This window comes from Streptomyces sp. NPDC001515 (assembly GCF_053597115.1).
The window spans coordinates 38,036-63,250 of the sequence record NZ_JBSFHN010000016.1 but is presented as its reverse complement, the minus strand read 5'-3'; the positions used below and the strand labels follow the sequence as shown (position 1 = coordinate 63,250).

20 protein-coding genes and 3 pseudogenes are annotated in these 25,215 nt (G+C 71.4%); 14 read left to right on the top strand and 9 right to left on the bottom strand.

The window, feature by feature from the left end; all coding sequences use genetic code 11:
* Positions 1–148: 148 nt before the first annotated feature.
* Together ACWCXC_RS18445 and ACWCXC_RS18440 are read right to left on the bottom strand one after the other, a co-directional pair.
* On the bottom strand, positions 149–340 hold the full coding sequence (locus ACWCXC_RS18445; protein WP_450681262.1) for a hypothetical protein: 192 nt from the start codon (positions 338–340) through the stop codon (positions 149–151).
* Between the two features lie 11 nt (positions 341–351).
* On the bottom strand, positions 352–1,203 hold the full coding sequence (locus ACWCXC_RS18440) for a helix-turn-helix domain-containing protein (RefSeq protein WP_450889858.1): 852 nt from the start codon (positions 1,201–1,203) through the stop codon (positions 352–354).
* A 291-nt stretch (positions 1,204–1,494) separates the two neighbouring features.
* Between ACWCXC_RS18440 and ACWCXC_RS18435 the strand changes: the two genes are divergently transcribed.
* Positions 1,495–1,827, top strand: coding sequence for an ATP-binding protein (locus tag ACWCXC_RS18435; protein WP_450681260.1), 333 nt, complete (start codon positions 1,495–1,497; stop codon positions 1,825–1,827).
* 40 nt (positions 1,828–1,867) lie between these two features.
* Here ACWCXC_RS18435 and ACWCXC_RS18430 read toward each other — a convergent pair whose 3' ends face one another.
* Both ACWCXC_RS18430 and ACWCXC_RS18425 read right to left on the bottom strand, forming a co-directional pair.
* On the bottom strand, positions 1,868–3,499 hold the full coding sequence (locus ACWCXC_RS18430; protein ID WP_450889856.1) for an ABC-F family ATP-binding cassette domain-containing protein: 1,632 nt from the start codon (positions 3,497–3,499) through the stop codon (positions 1,868–1,870).
* A 317-nt stretch (positions 3,500–3,816) separates the two neighbouring features.
* Positions 3,817–4,233 carry an SsgA family sporulation/cell division regulator gene (locus ACWCXC_RS18425; protein ID WP_450681258.1) on the bottom strand — a complete coding sequence of 139 codons (417 nt, stop codon included), beginning with the start codon at positions 4,231–4,233 and terminating at the stop codon, positions 3,817–3,819.
* Positions 4,234–4,453: 220 nt separating this feature from the next.
* On the opposite strand from ACWCXC_RS18425, the gene ACWCXC_RS18420 reads away from it, so the two are divergent.
* Positions 4,454–5,527: a WD40/YVTN/BNR-like repeat-containing protein gene (locus ACWCXC_RS18420; protein ID WP_450681257.1), complete on the top strand. Its 1,074-nt coding sequence runs from the start codon at positions 4,454–4,456 to the stop codon at positions 5,525–5,527.
* A 7-nt stretch (positions 5,528–5,534) separates the two neighbouring features.
* Here the strand turns inward: ACWCXC_RS18420 and ACWCXC_RS18415 are convergent, their stop codons facing one another.
* Positions 5,535–5,828 (bottom strand): YciI family protein, encoded by a 294-nt coding sequence (locus ACWCXC_RS18415; protein ID WP_450889854.1) that lies wholly within the window; start codon positions 5,826–5,828, stop codon positions 5,535–5,537.
* Between the two features lie 172 nt (positions 5,829–6,000).
* Between ACWCXC_RS18415 and ACWCXC_RS18410 the strand changes: the two genes are divergently transcribed.
* On the top strand, positions 6,001–6,663 hold the full coding sequence (locus tag ACWCXC_RS18410; RefSeq protein WP_450889987.1) for an endonuclease V: 663 nt from the start codon (positions 6,001–6,003) through the stop codon (positions 6,661–6,663).
* Positions 6,664–6,683: 20 nt separating this feature from the next.
* On the opposite strand, the gene ACWCXC_RS18405 is transcribed toward ACWCXC_RS18410, so the two are convergent.
* Together ACWCXC_RS18405 and ACWCXC_RS18400 are read right to left on the bottom strand one after the other, a co-directional pair.
* A complete protein-coding gene (locus ACWCXC_RS18405; RefSeq protein ID WP_450681254.1) occupies positions 6,684–7,874 on the bottom strand; it encodes an ROK family protein in 1,191 nt (396 codons plus the stop codon).
* A 265-nt stretch (positions 7,875–8,139) separates the two neighbouring features.
* Complete coding sequence (locus tag ACWCXC_RS18400; protein ID WP_450889985.1) at positions 8,140–10,215, bottom strand: OmpL47-type beta-barrel domain-containing protein; 2,076 nt, start codon at positions 10,213–10,215, stop codon at positions 8,140–8,142.
* Between the two features lie 863 nt (positions 10,216–11,078).
* Between ACWCXC_RS18400 and ACWCXC_RS18395 the strand changes: the two genes are divergently transcribed.
* From ACWCXC_RS18395 to mmpA, 6 genes and pseudogenes are all read left to right on the top strand, one after another.
* Entirely contained in the window at positions 11,079–12,104 is a 1,026-nt protein-coding gene (locus ACWCXC_RS18395; protein WP_450681253.1) for a multicopper oxidase domain-containing protein, read from the top strand.
* Positions 12,105–12,188: 84 nt separating this feature from the next.
* Positions 12,189–13,115 (top strand): annotated as a pseudogene (locus ACWCXC_RS18390) (ThuA domain-containing protein); the annotation flags it as partial.
* Positions 13,116–13,130: 15 nt separating this feature from the next.
* Positions 13,131–15,080, top strand: a pseudogene (locus tag ACWCXC_RS18385) (ThuA domain-containing protein); the annotation flags it as partial.
* A 6-nt stretch (positions 15,081–15,086) separates the two neighbouring features.
* Positions 15,087–15,293 (top strand): annotated as a pseudogene (locus tag ACWCXC_RS18380) (PKD domain-containing protein); the annotation flags it as partial.
* A 78-nt stretch (positions 15,294–15,371) separates the two neighbouring features.
* Positions 15,372–16,223 (top strand): 3-keto-disaccharide hydrolase, encoded by an 852-nt coding sequence (locus tag ACWCXC_RS18375; RefSeq protein ID WP_450681329.1) that lies wholly within the window; start codon positions 15,372–15,374, stop codon positions 16,221–16,223.
* A 135-nt stretch (positions 16,224–16,358) separates the two neighbouring features.
* Positions 16,359–16,502, top strand: a complete 144-nt coding sequence (mmpA, locus tag ACWCXC_RS18370; RefSeq protein WP_450681252.1) for a morphogenic membrane protein MmpA — start codon at positions 16,359–16,361, stop codon at positions 16,500–16,502.
* Positions 16,503–16,524: 22 nt separating this feature from the next.
* Here mmpA and ACWCXC_RS18365 read toward each other — a convergent pair whose 3' ends face one another.
* Positions 16,525–17,715 (bottom strand): saccharopine dehydrogenase family protein, encoded by a 1,191-nt coding sequence (locus ACWCXC_RS18365; protein WP_450681251.1) that lies wholly within the window; start codon positions 17,713–17,715, stop codon positions 16,525–16,527.
* Positions 17,716–18,029: 314 nt separating this feature from the next.
* On the opposite strand from ACWCXC_RS18365, the gene ACWCXC_RS18360 reads away from it, so the two are divergent.
* Genes ACWCXC_RS18360 through ACWCXC_RS18345 form a run of 4 tightly spaced genes read left to right on the top strand, consistent with a single transcriptional unit; the run spans position 18,030 to position 23,788 of the window.
* Complete coding sequence (locus ACWCXC_RS18360) at positions 18,030–19,190, top strand: CaiB/BaiF CoA transferase family protein (RefSeq protein ID WP_450681250.1); 1,161 nt, start codon at positions 18,030–18,032, stop codon at positions 19,188–19,190.
* Positions 19,190–20,332, top strand: coding sequence for an acyl-CoA dehydrogenase family protein (locus ACWCXC_RS18355; protein ID WP_450681249.1), 1,143 nt, complete (start codon positions 19,190–19,192; stop codon positions 20,330–20,332). Before ACWCXC_RS18360 ends, ACWCXC_RS18355 begins: the two co-directional genes overlap by 1 nt.
* A 39-nt stretch (positions 20,333–20,371) precedes the next feature.
* Positions 20,372–21,586 (top strand): acetyl-CoA C-acetyltransferase, encoded by a 1,215-nt coding sequence (locus tag ACWCXC_RS18350; RefSeq protein WP_450889850.1) that lies wholly within the window; start codon positions 20,372–20,374, stop codon positions 21,584–21,586.
* Positions 21,587–21,616: 30 nt separating this feature from the next.
* A complete protein-coding gene (locus tag ACWCXC_RS18345; protein ID WP_450889848.1) occupies positions 21,617–23,788 on the top strand; it encodes a 3-hydroxyacyl-CoA dehydrogenase NAD-binding domain-containing protein in 2,172 nt (723 codons plus the stop codon).
* 58 nt (positions 23,789–23,846) lie between these two features.
* Here the strand turns inward: ACWCXC_RS18345 and ACWCXC_RS18340 are convergent, their stop codons facing one another.
* On the bottom strand, positions 23,847–24,578 hold the full coding sequence (locus ACWCXC_RS18340) for a MerR family transcriptional regulator (protein WP_383638286.1): 732 nt from the start codon (positions 24,576–24,578) through the stop codon (positions 23,847–23,849).
* Between the two features lie 107 nt (positions 24,579–24,685).
* On the opposite strand from ACWCXC_RS18340, the gene ACWCXC_RS18335 reads away from it, so the two are divergent.
* Positions 24,686–25,165, top strand: coding sequence for a macro domain-containing protein (locus ACWCXC_RS18335; protein WP_450681246.1), 480 nt, complete (start codon positions 24,686–24,688; stop codon positions 25,163–25,165).
* Positions 25,166–25,215 lie beyond the last annotated feature (50 nt).

Genomic DNA, 25,215 nt, shown 5'->3' with positions numbered 1-25,215 from the left:
GACCATCCCTCACGCGGTGTCATACCCCCAGGTCGGTCGTGTACGGGGAGTGTGCGGCGGCCGGGCCGGCCCCCGGTGGCGGGAGGCTCCGAACTGTCGGCGTACTCGGAGCGCGGGCGCACGGGGGGCGCGGTCGGGTGGGCCGGATTCAGAGCAGATGGTCCGCCGCTCCGGACTTCACGGCGGAGATCAGCGCCCGCAGCGCCTCCACCGAGTCGCTGACGTAGGCGGCGGTGTCGGTGGTCGAGCCGATGTAGGCCCGGCCCTGGTCGTCGAGGCCGAACCGGAAGCAGTTCGCCCCCTCGCTGCAGAAGGGGTCGTCCCAGCAGATGTCGTTCATGCTCTCTCTCCTCACAGGTCCTGCGCTATGCGCCGGATGAAGTCGCGCGACTCCTCCACGGGCAGTGCGAGTGCCCGCAGACGTTCCAACAGCCCCCGGTAGCGCCTCAGTTGCATGTCGGCGTCCAGCAGGATCGAGCCGTGCGACGAATCGAGCTGCACGGTATCGAGCTGGGGGACGGCCGCGCCGACATAGGTGAACGACTGACCGGCCCCGGGGAAACCCCCCGCCGCGAACGGGATCGCCCGGACCGTGATCCGGTCCCGCTCGGACTGCTGGAGGATGTGCTCCAACTGGGCCCGGCTCACCTTCGGCCCGCCGAACTGCATGCGCAGCGCGGCCTCGTGGATCAGCGTCTCGTACAGCGGAGGCCGGTCCCGCTCCAGCACCTCCTGGCGGCGCAGCCGCAGCGACAGCCGGGCCATCAGATCGGGTGTGGGCAGTGGGGGGACGGCGGTGTCGAAGACCGCGCGCGCATGCTCCTCGGTCTGGAGCAGGCCGGGGATGTGCGTGGTGGTCGCGGTCGTCAACTCCACCGCGTGGTATTCGAGTTCGGCGATGTCGAGCAGGCTCGGCAGCAGCAGCCCGCGGTGCTCCTCCCACCAGCCCCTGGCCCGCTCGGTCGCCATCTCGGCGAGCAGGTCGACGAGCCCGGCGTCCGGGCAGCCGTAGTTGAAGGCCAGGGTGCGGACCCGTTCGGCGCTGATCCCGAAGCGGCCCGACTCGATGTTGGGGATGCGGGTGCGGTCCACGCCGAGCAGCGCCGCGGCCTGCTGTGCCGTCATCCCCGACTGCTCGCGCAACTTGCGTAGTTCGTACCCGAGTCGTTGCTGTCGTGCGGTAGGTGTACTTCGGGGTGGCACGGTGGGGTTCCTTCCGGTGGGAGAGTGGCGAAATGCCGGAACCACACAAGTAGTAGCACTGTGCTCCGCTCGTGCGCTACGGTCGGTAGCGCCAGTCTCACACGGGGCGACCGCGCCTTCGTGTGATCGTCACCACACGCATGAGAAAAGTGAGTCCCTTTGATGAAAGGCGCCTTGCGTTGCCTTCCGGCCCCCGCGCCGAAAGGTCCCGTCCCACCGGAGACGGACAATCTGAGTTATTCCTTCGCCCTGCCCGGCGGCGCCTTCTGCGCCGGTCTCGCCCGACGCTCCGTGAGCGAACTGCTCACCCGGCACGGCCTGGACGAGCTGTGCGAGACGGCGGTGCTCGCCGCCTCCGAACTGGTCGCGGCAGCCTACCGGTTCACACCCGACCGCGAGATGCTGCTGCGCGTCCACTGGCAGTTCGACGCGCTGCGGATCATCCTCTACGACCAGCACCCCGCGCACGAGTCGCCGGAGAAGTCCGAGGAGTGCCGCGAACACCGCAGCGCCAGCATGTGGCTGCTGGCCGCCGCGGTGGACGCGCACGGAGGGGACTGGGGGCTGACGCCCGCGCTGACGGCGTCCGGCGGCACCAAGGCATGGGCCTTACTCCACCGCTGACCCCGCGCACGCCCTGAACCCCGTCCCCGTACCGCCGCTCTCAGATTCCCGGGCGCACCTCCTCGGCCGACGTGGTCCGCAGCCCGTCGTCGAGCAGCAGCCAGCGTGTGATCCCCAGCGATTCGAGGAAGGGCACATCGTGGCTCGCCACGATCAGAGCTCCCTCGAACGCGTCGAGTGCCGCCGTCAGCCGGCGCACGCTCGCCAGGTCCAGATTGTTCGTCGGCTCGTCCAGCATCAGCAGCTGAGGCGCCGGCTCCGCCAGCAGCAGCGCGGCCAGGGCGGCACGGAACCGCTCACCGCCCGACAGCGTCCCGGCGGCCTTGTCCGCTCGTGCCCCCTTGAACAGGAAATGGGCCAGACGCGCCCTGATCCGGTTGTTCGTGGCCTCCGGGGCGAACCGCGCCACGTTCTCCACCACGCTCAGCGTGTCGTCCAGGACATCCAGCCGCTGCGGCAGGAACCGCGCCGGCACGTGCACACACGCCTCGCCGGACACCGGCGCCAGCTCACCGGCCAGGGTCCGCAGCAGCGTCGTCTTGCCCGCCCCGTTGCGCCCCACCAGAGCGATCCGCTCGGGGCCGCGCACCTCGAACCCGCCGGGGACCCGCGCCCCGTACGGCAGGGCGAGATCCGTCGTCCGCAGCACCTCGCGGCCCGGGTGGACCCGGGTGTGCGGCAGGTCGACCCTGATCTCCTCGTCCTCGCGCACCGCCTCGACGGCTTCGTCCAGACGCTGCCTGGCCTCGGCCAGCCGCTCGGCGTGCAGGATGCGGTGCTTGCCCGCGGACTCCTGGGCGGAGCGCCGGCGCGCCCCCATCACGACCTTCGGTTCGCGCTTGTTCTCCTGCATCTTCTGCCCGTAGCGCTTGCGACGGGCCAGTCTGACGCCCGCCTCGGCGAGTTCGCGCCGCTGCCGGTGGACATCGGCCTCCGCGACCCGCACCATGCGCTCGGCCGCCTCCTGCTCCACGGCCAGCGCCTCCTGGTACGCCGAGAGGTTCCCGCCGTACCAGGTGACGGAGGAGTCCCGCAGATCGGCGATCTGGTCGACCCGCTCCAGCAGTTCGCGGTCGTGACTGACGACGAGGAGCACCCCGTGCCAGGCGTCCACGGCCGCGTGGAGCCGTGCGCGGGCGTGCAGATCGAGGTTGTTCGTCGGCTCGTCCAGCAGCAGGACGTCCGGCCGGGCCAGCAGCAGCGCCGCCAGCCGCAGCAGCACGCACTCGCCGCCGGACATCTCCCCGATCGTGCGGTCCAGCCCGAGACGGCCGAGACCGACCTGGTCGAGCATGGCGTGCGCCCGCTCCTCCACGTCCCAGTCGTCGCCGACGGCGGCGAACGCCGCCTCGTCGCCCTCACCGGCCTCGATGGCGTGCAGCGCCGCCCGGGTCCCGGCGATGCCCAGGGCGGCGTCGACGCGCAGCGCGGTGTCCAGGACCAGGTTCTGCGGCAGATAGCCGATCTCGCCGGCCGTCGTGACCCGGCCGTCCAGCGGGGTCAGCTCCCCGGTGAGCAGCCGCAGCAGTGTGGACTTGCCCGAGCCGTTGAGCCCGATCAGTCCGGTGCGGCCGGGGCCGACGGTGAGGTCGAGGCCGTCGAACACCTGGGTGCCGTCCGGCCAGGAGAAGGAGAGGGAGGTACAGCTGATATGGGTGAGTGGGGTGGACACGAGGAATCTCCCGGTTGCGTGGAAGGGGCGTGGGCAACGGGGCGAGACACCGGCCACGGGCCTTCCACGGAAGGGTTGTTCCTACGGTGGAGAGAGAAGCCCAGGTCGCGGAGGACGGCTCGAAGAGCTGAGGTCACACTCGGGCACGCGGACATGAGGACATGGCACGGCGTGCGACACGGTGTCTCGGGACCTCAGACGAACAACGTCCTGCTCCGATCGGTGACGACAGGGACGCCTACGACGGTACGGGCGCGCCCGGGGAGGGGCAACCGGTTTATCCGGCCCGCCTCCCGTGGGCCCGCAACGCCTCCCGGTCAGCGCGATCCGCCGAGCAACCGCGCCAGATCCCGGTCCATTTCGAGGAAGCGGTGCTCGTCCCCGGACGGGACCAGCTCCTGCGCGCGCCGCAGGAACCGGCGCACCTCGTCCGTCCGTACGTGAACCATCGCGATGCCCTCCACGGCGTGGAACTCCAGCACCGTGCGGTCGTAGCCGAAGGGCCGCACCCGTACGTCGCCGAGGCCGGCCGGGGTGTCCATCCCCGCCGCCAGCAACTCCCGGGAGAACTCCCAGAGCACCGCCGTGCCCTCCAGCGTCGCCGGCGCGGGGAACGCCATGCGCACGGCGAACGGATCCGCCGGGTCGTAGCTCAGCACGGCGGGAAGCGTCTCCATCCTCGGGGCGGATGCGACCATGCGGGCCTGGACGGACTGCTCGATAACGGTGGACACGACCTGCTCCCTCTCGCGACCGGACGGACGGTTCCCGGCACTGATACAGACGACCGAACACACCCTTGCGTGCACCGGGGCGCGGCGTGAGCTGCGTCACCGCGCATGACACACCGCTGATTGCTCGGGTGCCCCGATCCGCGCCCCGCACCCTGGACGGCGCGCGGCCCGTGGGTTAGCTTCCAGCGCCATGAGGTCCAAGGGGAAGACGCGACGACTGATGTCTCTGGGAATGTGCGGGGCGGCACTCGCCGCCGTTCTGTCCGCACCCGCCGCCCACGCGGCACCCGGGACACCGCACCGAACCGGCCACGCGCCGGGCTGGACGGCCACCGACACCGGGACCGACGCCCGCTTCCGCGGCCTCGCGGCCGTCGACCGGCGCACGGCCTGGCTGGCCGGCTCCGGGGGAGCGGTGCTGCGCACCACCGACGGCGGCCGGCACTGGGCCGATGTCTCGCCGCCCGGAGCGGCCGACGAGGCACTGGAGTTCCGCGACATCGAGGCATTCGACGCCCGGCGCGCCGTGGCCCTGGCCATCGGCGAGGGCGAGGCGTCCCGGGTGCTGCGCACCGAGGACGGCGGACGGACCTGGAAGGAGTCCTTCCGGAACACCGACGCACGGGCCTTCTACGACTGCCTGACCTTCTTCGACAGCCGCCACGGCCTCGCGATGAGCGATCCCGTGGACGGCAGGTTCCGCATCCTGGCCACCGACGACGGCGGCCGGCGCTGGCGGGTCCTGCCCTCCTCCGGCATGCCCGAGGCGCAGCCGGGCGAGGCCGGATTCGCCGCCTCGGGACAGTGCCTGGTCTCCTCCGGACCCAAGGACGTCTGGCTGGCGACCGGCGGCGCGGCGACCGCCCGGATCCTGCACTCGGGCGACCGGGGCCGGACCTGGACCGCGACCGCCGCGCCGATCCCGGCCGGTGACCCGGCCCGGGGCGTCTTCGGCCTGGCCTTCCGCGACCGCGCCCACGGCATCGCGGTCGGCGGCGACTACCGCGCCGACCAGCCCTCGCCGCGCGCCTCGGCCGTCACCTCCGACGCCGGCCGCCACTGGAACGCCGCCCGGACCCCGTCCCCCGCCTACCGTTCCGGCGTCGCCTGGCTCCCGCACAGCCGCTCGGCCGCGCTCGCCGTCGGACCGACCGGCACGGACCTCACCACGGACGGCGGACGCACCTGGCGCACGGTCGACTCGGGCTCGTACGACACCGTCGACTGCACCGCCGACGGAGGCTGCTGGGCCGCCGGCGAACACGGCCGCGCCGCACGGGCGTTCGCCGGGTGAGGGGCAGTCAGGCCCGCTGACGGTACGGCGCCAGCGCGTCCGAGGTCTTCGTCGCGATGAACTCCGTGACCCGGTACGCGCAGACGCCGCGCACCGCGAACGGGTCCGTCTCCGTGAGCCGGACGATCGCCTCCCGGTCGTCCCCCACGGCGAGGATCACCCCGCCGTCACGCGGGTTCTTCCGCCCCGACGCCACGAACACCCCCGCCGCGTACTGCGCGTCGAGCCAGGCGACATGCTCGGCCATGACCGCGTCGACACGGTCGAGCGGGGCGGTGTAGGACAACTCCAGTACGAACATGATCACCACGGTACGGGAGCGGCCCGCCGCCCCCGTCCGCCCGGCACGGCGGCGGCCGTGGGCCGTCCCCCTCGGGGGCCTTCAGGCCCGTCTGCTCCTTCCCGCCCTCCGGGCGGACGTCGGGAAGGAGCGGACGGCCCGTAGGCTGGGCGCCACCATGACTGCCTTCCGGATGCCCGCGGACGAGGCCGAGGCCCGTGCCGTCCAGGACGATCTCCGCACCCGCGTCGTGCTCGACGAACCCGGGCCCGAACCCGGCACCGGCCGGGTGACGGGGGTCGACGTCGCCTACGACGACGAGCGGGACGTCGTCGCCGCCGCGGCCGTCGTCCTGGACGCCGCGACCCTGGAGGTGGTGGCCGAGGCGACCGCCGTCGGCCGCGTCACCTTCCCGTACGTGCCCGGACTCCTCGCCTTCCGCGAACTCCCCACGGTGCTGGCCGCGCTGGAATCCCTTCCCGTCGCCCCCGGGCTCGTCGTCTGCGACGGCTACGGCCTGGCGCATCCGCGCCGCTTCGGCCTGGCCAGTCATCTGGGCGTGCTGACGGGACTGCCGGTCATCGGCGTCGCGAAGAACCCGTTCACCTTCACGTACGAACAGCCCGGCCCCCGGCGCGGCGACGGCTCCCCGCTGCTCGACGGCGGCGAGGAGGTCGGCCGGGCCCTGCGCACCCAGGACCGCACCAAACCGGTGTACGTCTCGGTCGGGCACCGCACCCGCCTCGACAACGCCTGCGCCCACACCCTGGTGCTGGCCCGGGACTTCCGCCAGCCGGAGACCACGCGCCGCGCGGACGCGCTGTGCCGGCGGGCGCTGCGCGAGGCCACGGCCTGAAGCGTGGGCCGGGTGCCCGGTCAGGCCGGAGAGAACACGTGGTTGCTGATCAGCCGGGTGGCCCCCACGACCCCGGCGACCTGCCCCAGTTCGCCCAGCACGATCGGGAGGTTCCCGGTGGCCAGCGGCAGCGACTGGCGGTAGATCTGGGTGCGGATACTGGCCAGCAGATGGTGCCCGAGACCGGTGAGCCCGCCGCCGATGACGACCAGCCCGGGGTTGAAGAAGCTGACGAGACCCGCGATCACGTGGCCGGTGCGGGTACCGCCCTCCCGGATCAGGTCCAGCGCCTCGGTGTCCCCGGCCGCCGCGGCCTGCGAGACGTCCTCGGCGCTCAGGGACCCTGCCGCAGCGAGCCGCGCGGCCAGCGGCTCCGAACGGCCCGAACGCGCCAGCTCCGTCGCGTCCCGCACCAGCGCCAGCCCGCTGAAACACGCCTCCAGACAGCCGGTGTTGCCGCACAGGCAGCGCGGCCCGTCCGCCACGACCTGGATGTGGCCGATGTCCCCGGCGCTGCCGGTCACCCCCCGGCGCACCTCGCCGTCCACGACGATCCCGCAGCCGATCCCGGTCCCCAGCTTCACGCACAGGAAGTCCCGCACCGAACGGGCCACGCCCGCCTGCTGCTCGCCCAGCGTCATCAGGTTCACATCGTTGTCGACGAGGACCGGGCAGCCCAGTTCGCGGCTCATCTCCTCGCGGACCGGATAGCCGTTCCACCCCGGCATGATCGGCGGCGCCACGGGGACGCCCTCCGGGAACCGGACCGGCCCCGGAACACCGATCCCCGCACCGTCGAAGCGCTCCACCGACGTCGTCCGCCGCAGCTCGGCGACCAGCTCCCGCACCCGGGCGAAGACCGCGACCGGCCCGTCGCGCACATGGAGCGGGGCCGCCAGATGGCCCAGGATCTCCAACTCCGCGTTGGTCACCGCCACATCGACCGAGGTCGCCCCGATGTCCACACCGAGGAACCGCATCGACGGGGCCACCCGCACGTTGTACGAACGCCGGCCCCCGCGCGAGGCGGCCAGCCCGTCCGGGACGATCAGCCCGGCCTCCATCAGCCGCTCGATCTCGAACGCGAGCTTCGAGCGCGACAACTCCACCAGATCGCCCAGCGCGACCCGCGACTGCGGTCCGTGGTCCCGCAGCAGGCGGAGCAGCCGGGCCTGGTGCAGATTGGCCGGTCGAACCGTGGAACTCCTCACGCCGCCCCCGTCGAGGTGAAAGCCGCCCGCCACGCCCGGCGTTCGGGCTCGGCTTCCGTGGGACCGTAGCACTGAGTCTCCGGTGGGTAAAAGAAACTTATGCGCCGAGTGGCGGGACTTTTCTCCGCACCGGGACAAACGCCACGCTCCGCACGCGCCGCCCCGCTTCCGCCGCCCGGATCGTCCGGCGCGCACATGCCCCGGGCCCGGCGGAGGGGAGTCGTCGGACTCTCCGCCCCACCGGGCCCGGTGCGGTGTGCGTGCCTCAGCGGCCGTCGGGACCGCGGTCCTTCATCCCGACGTCGGACCGTGCGGCCGCCTTCTTGATGGCGGCGGACTCGCGCTGGTCGATGACGCCTTCCTTCCGCAGCGCGTTGACGACGTCCCCGACGTGGGTGACGAAGGCGCCGTGGTTCTTCCAGGCCCGGTGGTCCTCGATCAGCTGGTTGATCGTGCAGCCGTTGGCTGTGACGAGGTTCGGGACCCCGGTGTTGACGAGACCGGTGTACACGGTGGCCCGGTCGTCCGTCTCCGGACAGTTCGCCGGCGGGTTGCCGTCCACGATGGTCAGTGACAATGACTGCGCCGCGGACGTGTTGCCCGCCTTGTCAGTGGCCCGGTAGAGCACCGTGTGGCTGCCGGACCGGGAGAGCGTCACCGGTCCGCCGTACGCGAGGTACGGTCCGCCGTCCAGCGAGTACGCGATCCCGGCCACGCCCGACTCCGAGTCCGTGGCCGTCACGGTGACGGTCGCGCCGCCCACGTACTCCCCGGCGTCGTTCTTCGTCCCGGACACCGAGGCCGACACCTCGGGCGCGGTCCGGTCCTCCGGCGGAGCGACGACGACGGTGAACGTCACCGACTGCGCGACCGAGGTGTTCCCGGCCTTGTCCGCCGCCCGGTAGAACATCTCGTGCCGGCCGGTGGCGCTCACCGCGACCGGCGCCGTGTACGGCTGGTACGCGCCTCCGTCCAGCGCGTACTCGATCCCCGCGACTCCCGACTCGGCATCCGACGCGGTGATCGTGACGGTCGCCGTGTCCACGTACTCCCCGGCCCCGTTCTTCGTCCCGGTCACGGTCGCCGAGGTCTCCGGGGCGGTGGTGTCCTCGGGCGGCTCCGGTGCGGCGACGGTGAAGGTCACTGTTTTGGTGGTGGAGGTGTTTCCGGCTTTGTCGGTGGCGCGGTAGGTGAGGGTGTGGGCTCCGGTGGTTTTGACGGCGACGGGGGTGGTGTAGGTCTGGTAGGCGGTGCCGTCGAGGGCGTATTCGATGCCGGCGATGCCGGATTCGGTGTCTGTGGCGGTGAGGGTGACGGTGGCGGTGTCGACGTATGCGCCGGCGTCGTTCTTCGTCCCGGTCACGGTCGCCGAGGTCTCCGGGGCGGTGGTGTCCTCGGGCGGCTCCGGTGCGGCGACGGTGAAGGTCACCGTCTTGGTGGTGGAGGTGTTTCCGGCTTTGTCGGTGGCGCGGTAGGTGAGGGTGTGGGCTCCGGCGGTCTTGACCGCGACGGGGGTGGTGTAGGTCTGGTAGGCGGCGCCGTCGAGGGCGTATTCGATGCCGGCGATGCCGGATTCGGTGTCTGTGGCGGTGAGGGCGACGGTGGCGGTGTCGACGTATGCGCCGGCGTCGTTCTTCGTCCCGGTCACGGTCGCCGAGGTCTCCGGGGCGGTGGTGTCCTCGGGCGGCTCCGGTGCGGCGACGGTGAACGTCACCGTCTTGGTGGTGGAGGTGTTTCCGGCTTTGTCGGTGGCGCGGTAGGTGAGGGTGTGGGCTCCGGCGGTCTTGACCGCGACGGGGGTGGTGTAGGTCTGGTAGGCGGCGCCGTCGAGGGCGTATTCGATGCTTGCGACGCCCGAGCCGGCGTCCGTCGCGGTGACGGTCACGGTCGCGGAGTCGACGTACTCGCCCGCGTCGTTCTTCGTCCCGGCGACGGACGCGGACGTGTCCGGGGCGGTGGTGTCCTCGCCCGGCGCGGCGGTGACCACCAGCTCGCCGACCATCATCTGGTGGCCCGGCATGGCGCAGAAGTAGCGGTAGGTGCCGGGGGTGAGGGTCACCTCGACCGCGTGCTTGCCGCCCTCCGCGTCGAAGGGGCTCGCCAGGATGTTGAGGCTGACGTCGTTGTTGTAGTCGCCGTTCGCGGTGTCGAAGGTCAGGGTGTGCGTCAGGCCCGTCGTGTTGCCGGTGGCGGCGCTGCTCTCGAACACGATGGTCGCCTTGCCCGCGACGGCCGTGGCGGGGGCCGAGGTGTACTTCGTGTAGTCGTCGCCGGCCGTCCACGTGAGGACCTGGTCGGCGGCGGCCGTCGCGGCCGGGGCCTTCGGCGGGGCATCGGTCATCGCCGCGTACGCGGCCGGGGCGGCCAGGGCGAAGGCGGTGAAGACGACGGCCATCACGGCCATCAGCACCGGATGCCGGGTGAGCCGGTCTCGTGGCGCGGAGCTTGAGGGGGGCGGATCCGTCTGGTCATGGGGCAGTCTTGTGGACACTGCTGCACCTCTCGGAAATGTCGCTGGTGCGGCACCGCATGGGACTCACGGCCCCGCCTGCTGGACGATCGGTCGCACGCCGGGACGAGCACGTTTCTCGCGCAGCACGCCTGCGGAACCCCTGGACGGCCGGTTCCCGGCCGGGACGGGGACGCGCACCGTGCTGCCGTCGGTCGGCCGGCCCGCGCGCGGGCCACGGCCAGTCCGCCGTGACCCGCGCACGGGCGGACCGACTCCCGTTCGCTGTCCCACACCGAGGCCGTCGGCGCCGTGATCCCCCGGGAGCGGGGCTCACACAGCCTCCTTCAACGTGACAACGTCGGGAAGTTAGCGGCTCTTTTGACTATTCGCCAAGACCTATGACAAGAATCCAACCAACTTTGACCTGAGTCTGGAAAAACTGTCGGCGGGGCCGCTACGGTGTCCAGCGTTCCGAGGCGAATCCCCCTTCATTCAGCGGATCCGGGCCCGGCAGCAGCCGGCTCGTCGGACCGCGTCAGCGCTCACGTCAGGTCCTGGCCACCCCTCCGGTCCGTGCCCCTCGCAGTCCGGGCCGGCCCACGCCCGCCCCGCCGTCCCCGGCGGGCCCGCACGCCAGGTGCACCACGCGTACCGCCGCCGGCAGCACGGCTGTCGTCGTCGGCGGCTCACACACGACCACGAAACGACCGCGTGCGCCTTCGCGAGCCGAGCGTTTCGAGGATTGGAGAGCGATGTTCGACTCAGGCTCAGGCTCCGGAAACGGGCGCTTCTTCTCCCGGCGCGCGTTCGCCACCGGCGCCGCCGCCGCGGCCGTCGTCCCCACGGTGCTCGGCGCCACCGCCGCCGTCTCGAAGGACAAGCCGGACGCGGGCAACGGGAACGGCAACGGCAACGGAAAGGGCACCGTCCGCGAGCTGACCCTGTACATGGAGAAGCTGCCGAACGGGGAGATGGGCTACGGCCTGGAGCCCGGCAAGGCATCGATCCCCGGCCCGCTCATCGAGCTGACCGAGGGCGACACCATGAACATCGAGGTGGTCAACAACCTCGATGTCGCCGCGAGCCTCCACGTCCACGGCGTGGACTACGACGTGGCCAGCGACGGCACCCGGATGAACGACAGCGTCGTCGAACCGGGCGGCCGCCGCACCTACGTGTGGCGCACCCACGCCCCGGGCCCCAACCACGACGGCACCTGGGAGACCGGCAGCGCCGGCTACTGGCACTACCACGACCACAACGTGGGCACCGAACACGGAACGGGCGGCCTGAAGAAGGGGCTGTACGGTCCGGTGATCGTGCGCCGCAAGGGCGACGTCCTGCCCGACAAGCAGTTCACCGTCGTCTTCAACGACATGACGATCAACCAGAAGGCCCATCACGACACCCCCACCTTCACGGCGGTCGTCGGCGAGCGGGTGGAGTTCATCGTGATCACGCACGGGGAGTTCTTCCACACCTTCCACGTGCACGGGCACCGCTGGGTCGACAACCGCACCGGCCTCATGCAGGGCCCCAAGGACGAGACCAGGGTCATCGACACCAAGACCGTCGGGCCGGGCGACTCCTTCGGCTTCCAGGTGGTCGCGGGCGCCCGCGTCGGCGCCGGCAACTGGATGTACCACTGCCACGTCCAGAGCCACGCCGACATGGGCATGGTCGGCATGTTCCGGGTGACCGAGGCCGACGGCACCGTCCCGGGCGGCGACGGCGGCATGGGCGGCATGGGGGACATGGCCGGCATGGACCACCACTGAGCCGTACGCACACCTCTCCATTCGCGCCCCCCGCATCCCATCCCTGAACGCTCTTCCGGTTCCGGATCGAGTCAAGGAGTAAGCATGGGCAAGAGAGACCGGTTCACATGGTCGCGGCACAGCGGAGCCCCGCCCTCCCGCGCCCGGCGCGTGCCGGGCCGGGTACGCCCCTGGCGCCGGGCGGTCGTCATGCTGTCCAGCGCCGCGCTGGGCGTCGGGCTGTCCACCCTGCCCGCGACGCAGGCCCAGGCGCGGCCGGCCGGCGCGAGCGAGGAGCGGGCCGCCGCCGCTTCCGGGGTGAACGTGCTCGTCTTCCACGGGCCCGCCGCCAAGCAGGACGACCCGGTGACGAAGGCCGCCGCCGAGATCGAGAAGCTCGGCGCGGAGAACGGGTTCACGGTCGTCGAGTCGGAGGACGCGAAGGTCTTCAACAGCGCCGACCTCGCCACGTACCGGGGGGTGGTGTTCCTCTCGGCCGACGGCGTGACGCTCAACGCCGAGCAGGAGGCCGCCTTCCAGGCGTACATCAGTGACGGCGGCGGCTTCGTCGGCGTCCACGACGCGGCGCGCGCCCAGGCGGACTCCTCCTGGTTCACCGGGCTCATCGGCACCCGCCCGGCGCTCGGTCTGCCGGACGCGGAGAAGGTCACCGAGTCCTCGGTCAACTCGGAGAACCCGCCGAACGAGACCAAGGAGAAGCTGTTCGACGGGAAGAACGACACCAAGTGGCTCGGGCGTTCGCCGACCGCCACGATCACCATGAAGCTCGACAAGCCCGTCGCCGTCGTCAACTACGCGCTGACCTCGGCCAACGACTTCACCGAGCGGGACCCCAAGGACTGGAAGCTGGAGGGTTCGCAGGACGGCAAGGACTGGAAGACACTGGACACCCGCAAGGGGGAGGCCTTCCCCTCGCGCTTCCAGACCCGGCAGTTCCCGTTCACCAACACCACCGCCTACCAGCACTACCGGCTGGACATCACCGCCAACAGCGGTGACTCGCTGACCCAGCTGGCCGAACTGCGGCTCTTCAACGCCAACCCGACGCCGCCGCAGGACTCCAAGGTGCAGAAGGCCGTCGTCGACGTGACGGACCGCCAGCACCCGGCCACCAAGGGTCTGCCCCTGAACTGGACCCGCTCCGACCAGTGGATCAACTGGGACCCCAACCCCATCGGCAAGGTCCACACCATCGCGCAGGTCGAGGAGCACACCTACAAGCCCGGTCTCAGCGCCAACGGCGCCTTCCACCCGGTCTCGTGGTGCCGCGACTACGAGGGCGGCCGCTCGTTCTACACCGGCATGGGCCGTACGCAGGAGAGCTACACCGACGACGCGAAGTTCCGGAGCCATCTGCTCGGCGCCATCGAGTGGACCACCGGCATGGTGCGCGGCGACTGCCAGGCCACCATCGCGTCCAACTACACCACCGAGCGGCTGACCGCGCAGAACCAGGCCGGGCAGCTCGACCAGATCGGTGAGCCGCACGGTCTGACCATGGCCCCCGACGGCAAGGCCTTCTACATCGGCAAGGCCGCCTGCCCCTCGGGCGCCGTCGTCGACTGGAACGACCCCAAGGTCGGCCTGGGCTGCGGCACCATCCACCAGTGGGACCCGAAGACCAAGAAGGTCAGACTCCTCACCACGCTCGACGTGATGGGCAACCGGGGCAGCGGCGACGAACTCGTCAAGAACGAGGAAGGGCTCATCGGTATCACGCTGGACCCGAAGTTCGAGAAGAACGGGTGGATGTACATCTTCTGGATGCCGCACGACTCGATCGACCGCGACAAGCGGATCGGCCAGCGCACGGTCTCCCGGCTGACGTACGACTTCGCGTCCCAGTCCATCGACCAGGGCACCCGCAAGGACCTGCTGCACTGGGACACCCAGATCCACAGCTGCTGCCACGCGGGCGGCGGCATGGCCTTCGACAAGGACGGCAACCTCTACATCGGTTCCGGCGACAACAACTCCTCGGGCGGTTCCGGCGGCTACTCCGGCAACAACTGGACCGAGGACTACAAGGGCGTCTCCTTCCAGGACGCCCGCCGCACCTCCGGCAACACGAACAACCTGAACGGGAAGATCCTGCGGATCCACCCCGAGCCCGACGGCACGTACACCATCCCCAAGGGCAACCTCTTCCCGCCGGGCACGGACAAGACCCGTCCCGAGATCTACGTCATGGGCGTCCGCAACATCGCCCGGCTCGCCATCGACCCCGAGCACAACTGGCTCACCGCCGGCTGGGTCGGCCCGGACGCCGGAGCACCCGACCCGGAGCTGGGCCCGGCCAAGTACGAGACGGCCACCGTCATCACCTCCGCGGGCAACCAGGGCTGGCCCTACTGCATGGGCAACAAGCAGCCCTACCGCGACCGCAGCAACACCGACGCCAAGCAGCTCACCGGCTGGTACGACTGCGACCACCTCAAGAACGAGTCGCCCCGCAACACCGGTCTGACGGACATCCCGCCGGCCCGCGACAACATGATCTGGTACTCGCCCCAGGGCGGCGGCCCGGTCTACCCCGAGCGCTCCGACGGCAGCGGGCTCCCGTCGTACGTGGAGAGCGAGGCCACCTACACCGAGCCGTACCTCAAGGGCGGCGGCCAGGCCGTGATGTCCGGTCCGACCTACCACCGCTCCCAGGTGGACACCGGCAGCGGCGTCGCCTGGCCGGCGTACTGGGAGGACAAGTGGTTCATCGGTGACGAGTCCAACGCCAACAACCGCGTCGCGGTGACGGTGGACCCGGACCGCGTCAAGGACGCCGGCGCCCCCGCCTTCGGCGAGGACCTGCGGTCCATCATCGCGCCCGGCGGCGGCGCCACCCAGCTGCAGAGCTGGATGGACGCCAAGTTCGGCCCCGACGGCGCCCTCTACATGCTCGACTACGCGGGCGGCTTCTTCAGCCTGCACCCCAACCAGAAGCTCATCCGCATCAGCTACCACGGCGGACCCGCCACCCCGAACCCACAGGCGGCCGGGGCGCGCGTGGTCGCCCAGAGCAAGCCGAAGACCGTGGCCTTCACCGACACCCGCGTCGGCGGTGTGGCCTGGGAGTGGGACTTCGGCGACGGCAGCGCGCCCTCGCACGAGGCGGCCCCGACGCACACCTACGCCGACTACGGCACGTACAGGGCGAAGCTCACGGTCACCTACGCCGACGGCGAGAAGGCCACCGCGACGGTCGAGGCGAAGGCCGGCTGCTCCGCGCCGGACGCCCGCAGGACCGTCCGGCTGCTCGACACCGACACGGGCGTGGCCAACCACGCGGCCGGCGGCGGCTGCACCGTCAACGACCTGATCGACGACGAGGCGTCCTGGCCCAGCCACGGCGCGTTCGTCAGCCATGTCAACGGTGTGGTCAACGACCTCCGAAAGGAGGACGTGCTGGACAACAAGGAGGCCTCCACGATCGGCAAGGAGGCGGCCCGGAGCACGATCGGCAAGGTCCCCGGATACCGTCCGCTCTTCGACGGGACGGCGGACACCCTGGCCGGCTGGCGGCAGGCGGGCCCGGGGAAGTTCTCCCTCCAGCCCGACGGCACCCTGCGCACCTCAGGCGGCATGGGGATGCTCTGGTACGCCGAGAAGGAGCTGGGGGACTTCTCCGTGAGACTCCAGTTCCGTGATGTGGCCCCCGGCACCGCCAACGCCAACACCGGGGTCTTCATCAGATTCCCCGATCCGCGCACCCCGCTGGCCGACCGGCCCGAGGGCAGTTGCGGAACGGTCGGCTCGGCCCGCACCGCCCAGGAATGGCTCGCCGTCTACTGCGGACAGGAGATCCAGATCTACGACGGGACCACGGGCGAGACCCAGAAGACCGGTTCGGTGTACAACTTCAAGCCGGTGGGTCTGGACAAGGCGGGGGTCACCCCGAAGGGCCAGTGGAACGACTACGAGATCCGCGCGGTCGGCCAGCACTACACGATCATCCGCAACGGTGTGGTGATCAACGAGTTCGACAACACACCGGGCAAGGCCTCGTCCCGTGCGGGTGACCCGCCCACGGACCTGCGCCAGTTCCTCAGCGGGTACATCGGACTGCAGAACCACAGCAACAACGACCTCGCCGAGTTCCGCAACATCCGGGTGCGGGACCTGTAGCACGGCGCCACGGCACGGAGGCGGGGGTCGCGGCCACGGTCGCGGCCCCCGTCCGCACGCCCCGGCCGAGGACCGGGCACCCCCTGAGTATCCGTACGGATGGCGCCCCGCGATCATGCTCGGCACCCTGGACACATGAACGCACACCGCACACCCGGACGAACCCACTCCCCGACCCCTGCCCCGCGCCGGGTGGCCCTCGGCGTCCTGCTCGGCGGGGCGGCGGGGCTCGTCTGGGCCGGTGCCATGCTCTACACCCTGGCGTCCTGGATCCTCTGAGCCCTCCGCGCCGGACCCGGCCCTACCGGACCGCCGCCACCCGGAAGCGGATCCCCGCCCCGCGCAGCCGGTCGAGCAGCGCGTCGCCCATCGCCACCGCCGGGGTGACCTGGCCCGAGGTCTCCGGCAGATCGTCCAGCGCCAGGCACAGCGCCGACTCGGCCAGCATCTTCGCCGTCTCCCCGTATCCCGGGTCGCCGCCCGACACCTCCGTGAAGACCCGGCGTCCGCCGCCCTCGCCCACGAAGCGGACCGTGAACCAGCTGCGCTCCCGCCGCTCCGCGTCCGGTCCGTCGCCCGGTTCGTAGACGTCCATCAGCCGGTCGCGCACGGCCGGCACCTGCGCCGCGCCGAGCAGCAGGCCCATGGCGAGCGTGCCGCCGAGGGCCACCGGGAGGTGCTTGACCGAGGCGTAGTGCCGGTAGCGGAAGTCGGGGCCGTAGCGGGGGAGCGCGCGGGCCGAGCGCTCCACGATCTGCGCGTCGATCGTCGGCAGCGGCAGCGCCCAGGTGCCGGTCTCGGTGCTGAACCGGGGGGCGCCGAGCGGGGCGCGGGCGCGGCGGGCGACCAGTCGGGGTTCGTGCAGCCGGCGCTCCCGGGCGGCGCGCAGCGTCTGCGGCCCCCGGCTCATGATGCTGAGCGTGGACGCGAACGTGCCGCCGGAGAACGCGGCGTTGGAGCGGACGAAACCGTCGATCGTCAGCGGGACGCCCTCGGGGAGCTGCCCGACCGTGAAGTACACGCCCAGATCGTGCGGGACGGAGTCGAAACCGCAGGCGTGCAGGATGCGCGCCCCGGTCTCGCGGGCGCGGGTGTCGTGCTCCAGGAAGACCCCGTCGGCGAATTCCGTCTCGCCGGAGAGGTCCGTGTAGTCCGTACCGGCCTCGGCGCAGGCCGCCACCAGCTTCTTGCCGTACCAGATGTACGGGCCGACGGTCGTGGCGACCACATGCGTGGACTCGGCCAGCTCGCGCAGGGCGTCCTCGTCGTCCGCGTCCGCGTGCAGCAGCGGAAGGTCCGCGCAGCGCGGGTCGGTGTCGGTCAGCCGGTTGCGCAGCTGCTCCAGCTTGGCGCGGTTGCGCCCGGCGAGTGCCCAGCGGCACCCCTGGGGCGCGTGGGCCGCCAGATACTCGGCCGTCAGCTCCCCGACGAAGCCGGTGGCGCCGAAGAGGACTACGTCATAGGGGCGTTCCGCCCCGTTCTGCCTGTTCATCAGTGCCTCCGCAGGGGGCCGGCGCCAAGGTCGCACGCAGAGGGTAGCCGAGGCGGCCGTGGCGTAGGGCGCCCGGGGAGGGCCTATGGGGCAGGATCCGGCGAAAGAGGTAGCCGGGGTGTTCCGAAAGGAGTGTTCCGAAAGGAGAGCCGTCCGCCGGGAGCGGGCGGGCCCCGGACCGGGTCGCCCGCGCGTACGAGGGGAGTTTCCGGGAATGACCTAAGCGCTTGCTTGCTCCGAGGGGTTGTGCGGAGCCCTGCGCGTTCTTAGCATCATCGATGTTACATCGGTTGTGTCACACCGCTGGGGGCTCGATGGCAACGACAGGGAACGGCCCGGACGGCCCGCGCGGCCCCCTGGCCGGCGTACGCGTGGTCGAGCTGGCGGGCATCGGGCCCGGCCCGTTCGCCGCGATGCTCCTGGCCGATCTGGGCGCCGACGTGGTGCGCGTCGACCGGCCCGGCGGCTCCGGCATCGGCATCGACCCCGCCAAGGACCTCACCAACCGCAACAAACGCTCCGTCCTCGTCGACCTCAAGGCTCCGGACGGACCCGCCACCGTCCTGGACCTCGTCGCACGCGCCGACGTGCTCATCGAGGGGTACCGGCCCGGAGTCGCCGAACGCCTCGGCGTGGGCCCCGACGCCTGCCTGGCCCGCAACCCCCGCCTCGTCTACGGGCGGATGACCGGCTGGGGCCAGGACGGACCGCTCGCCGACCGCGCCGGACACGACATCGCCTACATCGCGCTCACCGGCACCCTCTCCATGATCGGCCGGCCGGACGAACCGCCCACCGTCCCCGCCAACCTCGTCGGCGACTACGCCGGGGGCTCCCTCTATCTCGTCGTCGGCGTCCTCGCCGCCCTCCAGCACGCCCGGACGCCCGACGGCACCGGCCAGGTCGTGGACGCGGCGATCGTGGACGGGGCCGCCCACCTCGCCATGATGATCCACGGCATGCTCGCGGCCGGCGGCTGGCAGGACCGGCGCGGCTCCAACCTGCTGGACGGCGGCTGCCCCTTCTACGGCAGCTACGAGACCTCCGACGGCGGATACATGGCCGTCGGCCCCCTGGAGCAGCGGTTCTACGAGGAGTTCGTCACCCTCCTCGGCATCGCGGAGACCGCCCCCGACCGGGGCGACCTCGCCCGCTGGGACGACCTGCGCGCCGTGGTCGCCGCCCGGTTCCGCACCCGCACCCGCGCCGAGTGGACCGAGGTCTTCGAGGGCACCGACGCGTGCGTGGCACCCGTGCTCTCGCTGCGGGAGGCCCCGCACCATCCGCACCTCGCGGCCCGCTCCACCTTCGTCGAGCACGGCGGGCTCACCCAGCCCGCGCCCGCGCCCCGGTTCTCGGCCACCCCCGCCTCCGTGCGCGGCGGCCCCGCGCTTCCGGGCGCCGACACCGAAGCCGTCGCCGCCGACTGGGCCGTACCGGCCCTGCGGACCACCCGGAAGGACACGACCGACTGATGCAGCGGCAGATCTTCACCGAAGAGCACGAGGCGTTCCGCGCCACCGTCCGCACCTTCCTCACCAAAGAGGTCCTTCCGTACTACGAGCAGTGGGAGAAGGACGGGATCGTCGCACGCGAGGCATGGCTCGCCGCCGGCCGGCAGGGACTGCTCGGCCTCGCCGTCCCCGAGGAGTACGGCGGGGGAGGCAACCCCGACTTCCGCTACAGCGCGGTCCTGGCCGAGGAGTTCACCCGGGCCGGCGCCCCCGGACTCGCGCTCGGGCTGCACAACGACATCATCGGCCCCTACCTCACCGGCCTCGCCACCGAGGAACAGAAGCGGCGCTGGCTCCCCGGCTTCTGCAGCGGCGAGACCATCACCGCCATCGCCATGACCGAACCCGGCGCGGGCTCCGACCTCCAGGGCATCCGCACCACCGCCGAGGACAGGGGCGACCACTGGCTGCTCAACGGGTCCAAGACCTTCATCTCCAACGGCATCCTCGCCGACCTGGTGATCGTCGTCGCGAAGACCACCCCCGAGGGCGGTGCCAAGGGCCTGTCCCTGATCGTCGTCGAACGCGGCGCCGAGGGCTTCGAGCGCGGCCGCAACCTCGACAAGATCGGCCAGAAGTCCCAGGACACCGCCGAGCTCTTCTTCCACGACGTCCGCGTCCCCAAGGAGAACCTGCTCGGCGAGCGCGACGGGGCCTTCATCCACCTGATGACCAACCTCGCCCAGGAGCGGATGGGCATAGCCGTCGCAGGCATCGCCGCCGCCGAACACCTCCTGGAGATCACCACCGCGTACGTCAAGGAGCGCGAGGCCTTCGGGCGACCGCTCTCCAAGCTCCAGCACATCCGCTTCGAGATCGCGGAGATGGCCACCGAGTGCGCCGTCACCCGTGCCTTCCTCGACCGCTGCATCGTCGACCACTCCGACGGGACGCTCGACGCCGTCCACGCCTCCATGGCGAAGTGGTGGGCCACCGAACTCCAGAAGCGCGTCGCCGACCGATGCCTCCAACTCCACGGCGGCTACGGCTACATGGCGGAGTACCCCGTGGCCAGGGCGTTCACCGACGGCCGCATCCAGACCATCTACGGCGGCACGACCGAGATCATGAAGGAGATCATCGGCCGCTCGCTGCTCGCCTGACCCACCCTCTTCGCACCACACCCCCGAAAGGCTGCTGACTTGAGCACCGAAGCGTACGTCTACGACGCGATCCGCACCCCGCGCGGCCGCGGCAAGGCCAACGGGGCCCTGCACGGCACCAAGCCCATCGATCTCGTCGTCGGCCTGATCCACGAGCTGCGCGGCCGCTTCCCCGGCCTCGACCCGGCGGCCATCGACGACATCGTCCTCGGCGTCGTCAGCCCGCTGGGCGACCAGGGCTCCGACATCGCCCGGATCGCCGCCATCGCGGCCGGGCTCCCCGACACGGTCGCGGGCGTCCAGGAGAACCGCTTCTGTGCCTCGGGCCTGGAAGCCGTCAACCTGGCCGCCGCCAAGGTCCGTTCGGGCTGGGAGGACCTGATCCTCGCGGGCGGCGTCGAATCCATGTCCCGGGTGCCGATGGGCTCCGACGGCGGCGCCTGGGCCATGGACCCCATGACCAACTACGAGACCGGCTTCGCCCCGCAGGGCGTCGGAGCCGACCTCATCGCCACCATCGAGGGCTTCACCCGCCGCGACGTCGACGAGTACGCCGCGCTCTCCCAGGAGCGGGCCGCCGAGGCGTGGAAGGACAACCGCTTCGCCCGCTCCGTCGTCCCCGTCAAGGACCGCAACGGCCTCGTCGTCCTCGACCACGACGAGCACATGCGCCCCGGCACCACCGCCGACTCCCTCGCCGCGCTCAAGCCCTCCTTCGCCGCCGTCGGCGAGATGGGCGGCTTCGACGCCGTCGCGCTCCAGAAGTACCACTGGGTCGAGAAGATCGACCACGTCCACCACGCGGGCAACTCCTCCGGCATCGTCGACGGCGCCGCCCTCGTCGCCATCGGCAACAAGGAGACCGGCGAGCGCTACGGCCTCACCCCGCGCGCCCGGATCGTCTCCGCCGCCGTCTCCGGCTCCGAGCCCACCATCATGCTCACCGGCCCCGCCCCCGCCACCCGCAAGGCGCTCGCCAAGGCCGGGCTGACCATCGACGACATCGACCTCGTGGAGATCAACGAGGCATTCGCCGGCGTCGTGCTGCGCTTCGCGCGGGACATGAGCCTGCCCCTCGACAAGATCAACGTCAACGGCGGCGCCATCGCGCTCGGCCACCCGCTCGGCGCCACCGGCGCGATGATCCTCGGCACCCTCATCGACGAACTGGAGCGCCGCGACCGGCGCTACGGCCTCGCCACCCTCTGCGTGGGCGGCGGCATGGGCATCGCCACCGTCGTCGAGCGTCTCTGACCGTCCCCTTCCTACGGAGAAGACAGACCCATGACCGAGAGCACGACCATCCGCTGGGAACAGGACGAGACCGGCGTCGTCACCCTCGTACTGGACGATCCCGACCAGTCCGCCAACACCATGAACCAGGCGTTCAAGGACTCCATCGCGGCGATCGCCGACCGCGCCGAGGCCGAGAAGGACTCCATCCGGGGCATCATCTACACCTCCGCGAAGAAGACCTTCTTCGCGGGCGGCGACCTCAAGGACATGATCAGAATCGGTCCTTCGAGCGCGCAGCTCGCGTTCGACACCGGCACCGCGATCAAGAACTCGCTGCGCCGCATCGAGACCCTGGGCAAGCCGGTCGTCGCCGCCATCAACGGCGCGGCCCTCGGCGGCGGTTACGAGATCGCCCTCGCCGCCCACCACCGCATCGCCCTCGACGCTCCCGGCTCCCGCATCGGCCTGCCCGAGGTCACCCTCGGCCTGCTCCCCGCGGGCGGCGGCGTCACCCGCACCGTCCGCCTCATGGGCATCGCCGACGCGCTGCTCAAGGTCCTCCTCCAGGGCACCCAGTACACCCCCCGGCGCGCCCTGGAGAACGGCCTGGTCCACGAGGTGGCCGCCACCCGGGAGGAGATGCTGGCCAGGGCCCGCGCCTTCATCGACGAGCACCCCGAGTCCCAGCAGCCCTGGGACGTCAAGGGCTACCGGATCCCCGGCGGCACCCCGTCGAACCCGAAGTTCGCCGCGAACCTCCCGGCGTTCCCGTCCAATCTGAAGAAGCAGCTCAACGGCGCCCCGATGCCCGCCCCGCGCAACATCCTCGCGGCGGCCGTCGAGGGCTCCCAGGTCGACTTCGAGACCGCCCTGACCATCGAGGCCCGGTACTTCACCGAGCTGGTCACCGGCCAGGTCGCCAAGAACATGATCCAGGCATTCTTCTTCGACCTCCAGGCCGTCAACGCGGGCGCCAGCCGCCCCCGGGACATCGAGGAGCGCCAGGTCCGCAAGGTCGCCGTCCTCGGCGCCGGGATGATGGGCGCGGGCATCGCGTACTCCTGCGCGAAGGCCGGCATCGACGTCGTCCTCAAGGACGTCTCCGCGGAGGCCGCCGCCAAGGGCAAGGCGTACAGCGAGAAGCTGCTCGACAAGGCGCTCTCCCGGGGCCGTACGACCGAGGCGAAGCGCGACGAACTGCTGGCGCGCATCACCCCGACGGGCGACGTGGCCGACCTCGCGGGCTGCGACGCCGTCATCGAGGCCGTCTTCGAGGACACCGCCCTCAAGCACAAGGTGTTCCAGGAGATCCAGCACGTCGTCGAGCCGGACGCGCTGCTCTGCTCCAACACTTCGACCCTCCCGATCACCGTCCTCGCCGAGGGCGTCGAGCGCCCGGCCGACTTCATCGGGCTGCACTTCTTCTCGCCGGTCGACAAGATGCCGCTCGTCGAGATCATCAAGGGCGAGAAGACCGGGGACGAGGCGCTGGCCCGCGCCTTCGACCTGGTCCGCCGGATCAGGAAGACCCCGATCGTCGTCAACGACTCGCGCGGCTTCTTCACCTCGCGCGTCATCGGGCAGTTCATCAACGAGGGCGTCGCCATGGTCGGCGAGGGCGTCGAGCCCGCCTCCGTCGAGCAGGCCGCCGCCCAGTGCGGCTACCCGGCGAAGGTGCTCTCCCTGATGGACGAGCTGACCCTCACCCTGCCCCGCAAGATCCGCAACGAGACCCGCAAGGCCGTCGAGGAGGCCGGCGGCACCTGGCCCGGCCACCCGGCGGACGCGGTCGTCGACCGGATGGTGGACGAGTTCGGCCGCCCCGGCCGCAGCGGAGGAGCGGGCTTCTACGAGTACGACGAGAGCGGCAGGCGCACCCGCCTCTGGCCCGGTCTGCGGGAGCACTTCACCAAGCCGGCGACGGACATCCCGTTCACCGACATGCAGGAGCGGATGCTCTTCTCCGAGGCCCTGGACAGCGTCCGCTGCCTGGAGGAGAACGTCCTGATCACCGTCGCCGACGCCAACATCGGCTCCATCATGGGCATCGGCTTCCCGCCGTGGACCGGCGGCGTGCTCCAGTACATCAACGGCTACGAGGGCGGGCTGCCCGGCTTCGTCGCCCGCGCCCGGGAACTCGCCGAGCGCTACGGCGACCGCTTCCTGCCGCCCGCGCTGCTCGTGGAGAAGGCCGAGAAGGGCGAGACCTTCCACGACTGACGCCACCACGACGGGCCGCCCTCCCCGCACCGCGCGGGGGAGGCGGCCCGCCGTGCGGTCACTCGGCCGCGAAGGCGGCCCGCAGCTCCTCCTTGAAAGAGCGCTGGAACGCGGTCACCAGGGCCTGCAGCACGATCGGCTGCATATGTCCGGACAACGACCGCATCGCCTTCACGTGCTCCGGATCCGACTCCCGCTCCCGGTACGGATTCCACACCTCGTCCCGGAACAGCCGCGACAGCTCGTGCGCGACCGAGCGGGTGTGCTCCAGCAGCACGGTCCGGGCCGCGAGGATCGTCTCGTGCGCGATCGGCACGTCCAGCAGCTCCACACCCAGCCGCAGCAGCCCCGGATCCAGCCGGTACACCCCGTCCGCCGGATCGGACCGCTCCAGCACGCCCATCGCGGCCAGCCGGTCGATGTCCCCGCGGTCCAGGGGCCGTCCCGCGCGCCGCTCCAGATCGGCCCGGGTGGCGTCCTCCGCCGAGTCCGGCGCCCACGAGGCCACCAGGGCCCGGTGGATCGCCAGATCATGGGCGCTCAGATCCGGCGGAAGCTGCTCCAGATAGCGTTCGATCGCGGCCAGCGTCATCCCTTGGTGCTGGAGCTCCTCGATGAGCGCCAGCCGGGACAGATGCGCCTGCCCGTAGTGCCCCACCCGGCGCGGCCCGATCACGGGCGGCGGCAGCAGCCCCCGGGTGCTGTAGAAACGCACCGTGCGCACGGTCACCCCGGCACGGGCCGCCAGCTCGTCGACGGTGAGCGTGGGCTCCTCGGCTCCGGTCGCCATATCTGCTCCTCGGGTCTCGGTGCAACAGTATTGCTGTCTCACCAAAGATGTGAAAGAGCCGGGCAGCTGCCCCGGCCGCTGTCAGTGGCGGGTCCTAGCCTGGATCCATGCAGGAGATCCAGTACGTACGGGGTGACGCGACCGCGCCGCAGGGCAAGGGGGTCAAGGTGATCGTCCATGTCTGCAACGACCTCGGGGGATGGGGCAAGGGCTTCGTCCTGGCCCTCTCGCGCCGCTGGCCGGGCCCCGAGGCGGCCTACCGCCGATGGCACCGGGAGCGCGCGGGCAACGACTTCGGCCTCGGCGCGGTGCAGTTCGTGCGGGTGACCCCGTACATATGGGTGGCCAACGCGGTGGGGCAGCACGGGATGCGGCGGGGGAGCAAGGGGGTTCCGGTGCGCTACGAGGCGATCGACACCGCGCTCGCCACGGTGGCCGAGCGCGCGGCGGAGCTGGGCGCCTCGGTGCACATGCCCCGGATCGGCTGCGGGCTCGCCGGGGGCACCTGGTCCCGGGTCGAGCCCCTGATCGAACGGCGGCTGACCGGCCGGGGGGTGCCGGTGACGGTGTACGACTTCGAGGACTGAGCCGCCGCGTCCGGACACCGCCCGTGTGCGACCGCGAACGCGCCCCCGGC